General features: G+C 49.5%; 7 protein-coding genes. 6 read left to right on the top strand and 1 reads right to left on the bottom strand.

The window, feature by feature from the left end; translation table 11 throughout:
• Window positions 1–675 precede the first annotated feature (675 nt).
• The 5 genes from AAX04_RS09465 to sixA are packed head-to-tail and all read left to right on the top strand — an operon-like array spanning window position 676 to window position 4,737.
• Complete coding sequence (locus AAX04_RS09465; RefSeq protein ID WP_238377853.1) at window positions 676–1,509, top strand: inositol monophosphatase family protein; 834 nt, start codon at window positions 676–678, stop codon at window positions 1,507–1,509.
• A gap of 59 nt (window positions 1,510–1,568) precedes the next feature.
• Entirely contained in the window at window positions 1,569–2,681 is a 1,113-nt protein-coding gene (locus AAX04_RS09460) for an S-methyl-5-thioribose-1-phosphate isomerase (RefSeq protein ID WP_066797449.1), read from the top strand.
• Window positions 2,674–3,024: a hypothetical protein gene (locus AAX04_RS09455; RefSeq protein WP_066797461.1), complete on the top strand. Its 351-nt coding sequence runs from the start codon at window positions 2,674–2,676 to the stop codon at window positions 3,022–3,024. Before AAX04_RS09460 ends, AAX04_RS09455 begins: the two co-directional genes overlap by 8 nt.
• A 6-nt stretch (window positions 3,025–3,030) precedes the next feature.
• Window positions 3,031–4,218, top strand: coding sequence for an RsmB/NOP family class I SAM-dependent RNA methyltransferase (locus AAX04_RS09450; RefSeq protein WP_066797448.1), 1,188 nt, complete (start codon window positions 3,031–3,033; stop codon window positions 4,216–4,218).
• A gap of 54 nt (window positions 4,219–4,272) precedes the next feature.
• Window positions 4,273–4,737: a phosphohistidine phosphatase SixA gene (sixA, locus tag AAX04_RS09445; protein WP_066797445.1), complete on the top strand. Its 465-nt coding sequence runs from the start codon at window positions 4,273–4,275 to the stop codon at window positions 4,735–4,737.
• Window positions 4,738–4,741: 4 nt separating this feature from the next.
• Here the strand turns inward: sixA and udp are convergent, their stop codons facing one another.
• Complete coding sequence (gene udp / locus AAX04_RS09440) at window positions 4,742–5,563, bottom strand: uridine phosphorylase (RefSeq protein WP_066797443.1); 822 nt, start codon at window positions 5,561–5,563, stop codon at window positions 4,742–4,744.
• Window positions 5,564–5,631: 68 nt separating this feature from the next.
• On the opposite strand from udp, the gene AAX04_RS09435 reads away from it, so the two are divergent.
• Entirely contained in the window at window positions 5,632–5,877 is a 246-nt protein-coding gene (locus AAX04_RS09435; RefSeq protein WP_066797453.1) for a hypothetical protein, read from the top strand.
• Window positions 5,878–6,000: the final 123 nt, after the last annotated feature.

Here is a 6,000-nt window from a genome sequence, read left to right as displayed (position 1 = left end):
TTGATTTCCCACTCCTACCCTTCGATTTAGGAGTGGAGGAGGAAGGTGTGCCTGGGTTGGTGGTAAGGGTGGGGTATCGACCCACCGGCTCATCCAAGGAAGAAAAAGGCACCACCCCAGGCACTAAGACTGTAAGAACAAGGGGGAATTAAAGGGTAACCAGAAGCAAAAATACCAACCAAAAGACTAAAACTTTAAACAAACTCAACCACCAACAAACACCACCATAAAAGGCAAGACTTGTCATGTGGTGTCAAGCTATTCCACCACCAATAACCTCACACCGATTGTTACATGACAACAGTCAAGCCTAGCCCTTCTAGGGGCTGGGTAACTCCACTGCGTGAGGTCTCATGGTGGTGGATTTATAACCAACACTAGGCAGGATGTTCAGTAGCCCGCAGTAAAGGCAGGTAAACCCCCAAGATCTCAGGAAATCCCCACCCCAAAGGGCAGGGAGGATCAGATCTCTCGATGAATACACGTAGTTTTTACTCATGCTACTGAAGGCGCTTATTAGCCACGGTTAGAGTCTCGATTTACTTAGATGAATGAAGTTCCCTAGACTGTGGCCCATGAAGTCAACCGGCATGAACTAGGTGAGAAAACACTAATGATCAGGTGTTGATAGGGAAAGCATTAAAAAGCATTCACCCGTGAGTTGGCTTGATAAATGTGGGTGAGGTTAACCTCCAAACACTGCTAATGGATATTGTGGCTAAGGTTACCCCGATCATCATCGAGAAGTCTAAGGATCCATCCTACAAGAGGATCATGAAGTCCGGGGTGGGTGACGTGACCAGGGGTATTGATTGGGTGACTGAGGGGGCTATTATCGATAAGATTAAGGCTGAGGGGCTAAGGGCAATTGTGATCACCGAGGAGAGGGGGGTGGTTAAGGTTGGTGATGGTGAACCTGAGTACTTATTCATAGTGGATCCGATCGATGGTTCCCTAAACTTCGTCCTAGACGTACCCTTCTACTCAGTATCCATAGCTGTTGCTAGGTATAAGGATAACTTAACGTTGTCCGACATTAAGGCTGGGGTTATCCACCACGTAAGCACAGGGGTAACCTACTACGCCGAGAGGGATAAGGGGGCCTTCATAAATGGTGAACCAGCCTCATTCGACTCAAGTATCCTTGATAAGCCAGTGGCGTCAATATACGTTGAACCAACGGTAGATGTTAATGTACTTAAAGGCTTGGCTGAACTATACAGGAGCCTCGGCGGCTTTAAAATTAGGAGCCTTGGTGCAGCCAGCCTTGAGATAACCATGGCGGCCTTAGGTAAACTCCTCTTCTTCCTAGACGTCAGGAATAGGCTGAGACTGTATGACATAGCGGCGGCCTACGTCATAGCTAAGGAGCTTAAGTCACTAATCATGACCACTAATGGGCGTAGCATAGGTGAGGTGCCGATTAATGAGCAGCCCAGGGTGAGTCTACTGGTAACCAGAAGTAGAAGGGTTGCTGAGATCCTTGCAAACTTCTTAAGACTAAATTAACACCTAGTGAGAAAAATTTTAAACTCCCTTAAAATTAAGGATACCATAAGGGATTGTTGATGAATATTAGTATTAATGAGGTTAAGAGGATTTACAAACCTAAGATTAAACCCATAGAGTGGAGGGATGGCAAATTGGTAATACTTGACCAATCCAAGGTACCCTTCGAGACGACGTACGTTGAACTTCACACGCCCGAGGAGGTTGCAGACGCCATAAGGACCATGAAGGTTAGGGGGGCGCCTGCGATAGGGATAACCGCAGCCTACGGTATGCTACTTGGCCTATTAGGCAACATGACCAGGATCAGTAACCTAGACGACGCCCTGAGGGCACTTGAGCACGCCAAGAGCGTCATGGACCCAGCTAGGCCAACTGCGGTTAACCTAACCTGGGCGACAGGCAGAATGCTTAACAGGGCTAGGTTAAGCATAAGTAATGGTGAGGCTAGGAGCGTTAGGCAATTGGTAGATGTGCTTAAGGCTGAGGCGGACTCAATATTCAACGAGGAGTATGAGGCGGAAATAGCCATGGGTCTCCACGGCCTTAAGAAGCTTAACAACGGCGACGTGGTGATGACCCAATGCAACGCAGGTGGATTAGCCACAGGGACAGGCCTAGGCACAGCCTTAGCCCCGGTTAAGCTGGCTAAGGCATTAGGCATGGAGGTCTCCATGATTGTGCCTGAGACTAGGCCATGGCTCCAGGGGGCTAGGTTAACGGTCTACGAACTCGTCATGGAGGGCATAGACACAACCCTAATCACGGATACGGCAGTTGGGCTAGTGATGTACAGGGGCATGGTTAACAGCATCATGGTTGGTGCAGATAGGATTTTAAAGGATGGGCACGTGTTTAATAAGGTGGGTACGTTCAAGGAGGCAGTGATAGCCCACGAACTCGGGATACCGTTCTACGCCCTAGCCCCCTCCTCAAGCTTTGATTTAGTTAATAATGTGAATGATGTTAAGATTGAGGAGAGGGATCCGAGTGAAGTTAAGTTAATCAGGGGGGTTCCGATAACGCTAAGTGACGTTAAGGTGTATAACCCAGTCTTCGACGTAACACCCCCAAAGTACGTTACGGCTATAATAACGGAGAAGGGTATAATATACCCACCCTTCGATAAGAACGTGCCTAAGGTGTTGAATGGGGGTGGTGGCAATGGTTGAAAGTGGCAATATAGAGGAGAAGCTGGCTAAGGCGCTGGTTAAGCTGATAGGCGGCGCCAGGGGCAGGAGGGTTACCATAAAGACGGCCACGCTTGTTAAGCTAGCTGGGCTTGACGAGAAGCACAGGAACATACTTAAGGCAGCTAAGATGCTTAGTAAGCTATCTAAGGAGAGGGTGATTAAGGTTGAGTTTAAGGAGAAGATTTCAAGGGCTAAGTCAATAATGTATGTGGTTGATGACCAAATGGACCTGTGGAGAATATCAAAACTAAACCCAGACGACGCCACTAAGATCATACTTAAGTCCCTGGAGAGGTTTAAGAACAAGGCCAGGTTAACTTAAGGCAGCATGGTTAATAAGGGAAATGAGAGGTTCATAGAGGTGGCTAAGGATATTGAGCTTGGGTACGATGTTTATAGGAGTCTACTCCAGTACATGGATGATGGCGAGATAGGCGCCTACTTCGAAAACGTGAGGAAGCCACCCAGAAGATACTACATCAGGGTTAACACCCTGAAGATAAGCTCAGATGAGCTGTCCAAGAGGTTTAGGGATAAGGGCCTAGTGGCCTATAGGGATGAGGTACTTGAGGAAGCCCTATGGTTCCCAACGGAGGGGCCCAATAGGGTTGAATCCAGCGCCAAGTACATAGTTGCGGATAAGTACGCCGCCGAAAGTGTCTACCTAGGCTCAAACCTATATGGACCTGGCGTACTCTACATGCCCAGTAACATTAATGCCGGGGATGAGGTTAACGTAATATCGCCCAACGGCGAGATAGTGGCGCTTGGAATAGTTAAGGTTGACTCCTCAACCTTTAGGAAGGGGTTTAGGGGCATTGTTGTTGAGGTTATTAAATCCGTATACAGGTTACCTAAGTTGAGGGACCTCGATGAGTGGAGGTTTGGGTTATTCTATGAGCAGTCACTACCGGCGCAGTGGGTTGGTAGGTTAATTGACCCAGGGCTTGGCGAGTTCATAGTTGACATGTGCTCTGCGCCTGGAGGTAAGGCAACCCACGTAGCCCAGTTGTCTGGCAATAGGGCCACCGTGTTGGCTGTGGATAGGAGTTGGGCTAAGGTGAGGCAGGTTGAGTATAATGCAACCAGGCTTGGGGTTAGGCTCCAGACCTACATTGAGGATAGCAGGTTCCTCCCTAACAATCACCCTGAATTAACGGGTAACGTGGATAAGGTGCTCATTGACCCACCCTGCAGCGACGCTGGGGTTAGGCCAAAGCTACACTACAGGTTAACCATGAGGGACGTGGTGAACTACGTGAACTACCAGAGGCAGTTCATCAAAGCCGCGCACGCCTTACTTAAGCCAGGTGGCGTACTGGTTTACTCAACCTGCACACTCCCACCCATGGAGAATGAGGAGAACGTTAAGTGGGCCATTGAGTTGGGTTTCAACGTTGAGTACGTCAACATACCAGCTGGTCAAAGAGCCTTCGACGGATTATCGAGGAGGTTCCATCCACACATACAGGACACCCCAGGCTTCTTCATGGCTAAGTTAACCAAGGTTAAGTAGCATTAGCCTCGGCATGGGGAAGAGTTTTTAATGACGATGCCAGCTAATTAAGGTGTGGATACCCTTTACCTGGTTCAACATGGGAAGGCCTTTGATGAGAAGGTTGACCCTGAGAGGAAGCTAACACCGGAGGGTGTGGCTGAAACCACCCTAGTGGCCTCGTACCTGGCTGGGGTTAGGGTCAGTGTTAATGGGGTTGTGCATAGTGGTAAGGCTAGGGCTCTTCAAACAGCTGAGATATTCGCCAAGTACCTAAACGCCAGGTTCATAAAGGCCATCGACGGCTTAAACCCTAACGATGACCCAGGCATCATCGCCGGTAAGCTTGGTGAGCTCGGCGACGGCGTCATGATTGTCGGCCACCTGCCCCACCTATCCAAGTTAGTTTCACTACTGGTTGTCGGTAACTCCAGTATTCAGGTTGTTAACTTCAGATACTCAGGTGTATTGAAGCTCAGATACCTAGGTGGGGGGTGGGTTATAGACTGGTACATAACCCCCGAGTTGGTTAAGCGCTGAGGAGTCACCTCCTCTTCTTTAATAGGGCTGGGATTGATTTAACCTCCCTATCAGGGTAATCCTCATCCCACTCCCTAATCACCCTAACAGCCTCATTGGCAACCCTACACGCATCCTCAACACCAGCCTCAGCCCTAAACTCATCAGTCTCTCTATTAGCTATAACAGCCATGACTGAACCAGCCCTCAAACCGTAGACGTTGGCTATGGTTAAGAGTGTAGCAGTCTCCATATCAAAGTTGATAATCCTCATGGACCTAAGCACCCCCACAACATCCCTCAGCCAACTCGGCAAGTAACCCCTAAGCCCGGGCCTACCTTGCCCAGTGTAGAAGGTGCTTGTGGTTGCCGTTAAGCCGACGTGGTACCTAACCCCAAGCCCCTCAGCCGCCGTGATCAGGGCATTTAGGGCGTCTGGGTGGGGGACCGCTGGGTAACCTAGAGGAGCGTAATCATTACTTGCACCGTCAAGCCTAAGGGCACCGCTGCTTATCACCAAGTCACCCACCTTAACGCTGGAGAGCAGCGAACCAGTGGTCCCAACCCTAATCATCGTGCCCACGCCCAATGCTGCAAGCTCCTCAATGGCTATTGAGGCCGACGGCCCCCCTACCCCCGTGGAGGTGGCCATCACTGGGACGCCTTTATACGAGCCCACGTAGGTCCTGTACTCCCTCCTCTCAACCTTAACCCTAACCTCATCCCACATGGAGGCTATTAACTCAACCCTATCCGGGTCACCTGGCAGTAGGGCGTATGGTGCAACCTCCCCCGGCCCCAGTGCCAGGTGGTAAACCTTACCATTAACCATTGGCCTAGTGGCCATATATGGGCTGCGGCGGCTAGTTAAATTAAGGTTTATTAGTAAGTTAAGGGGTCTAAAAACAGGTGGTTATGCACAGTAAGAGACCATACCCCCACAATAAGGACATTGCCCAAGCCATATTAAGGGTTATGCGTGAGAAGCCCTATGTTAAACCAATTGACTTCATAAGTGAGGTTAAGAGGGTTCTTGAAAATGAAGGATATTATACTGGATTGGTTAGCGCAAGGAGGATTTGGCGCATTTATGAGGAGTACGCCAGGAGGGGGTGGATGTATGATTACCTAGGCGTGATGGAAAATGATGGAGGTGAGTGAAAAATTAAAATTACGGAATCCGCAATGCCCTAAGGCGCTACATGGGCCTCTAGGGAACCTTAATTACATAACCCAATCATCAACTGGACGCCGGCACCCCATCTACTTTACGGGCTAGTGGTG

The organism is Caldivirga sp. MU80 (genome assembly GCF_001663375.1).
Taxonomy (GTDB): Archaea; Thermoproteota; Thermoprotei; order Thermoproteales; family Thermocladiaceae; genus Caldivirga.
Note: the sequence above shows the minus strand (reverse complement) of the source record. Positions and strands in the feature narration are given on the sequence as shown.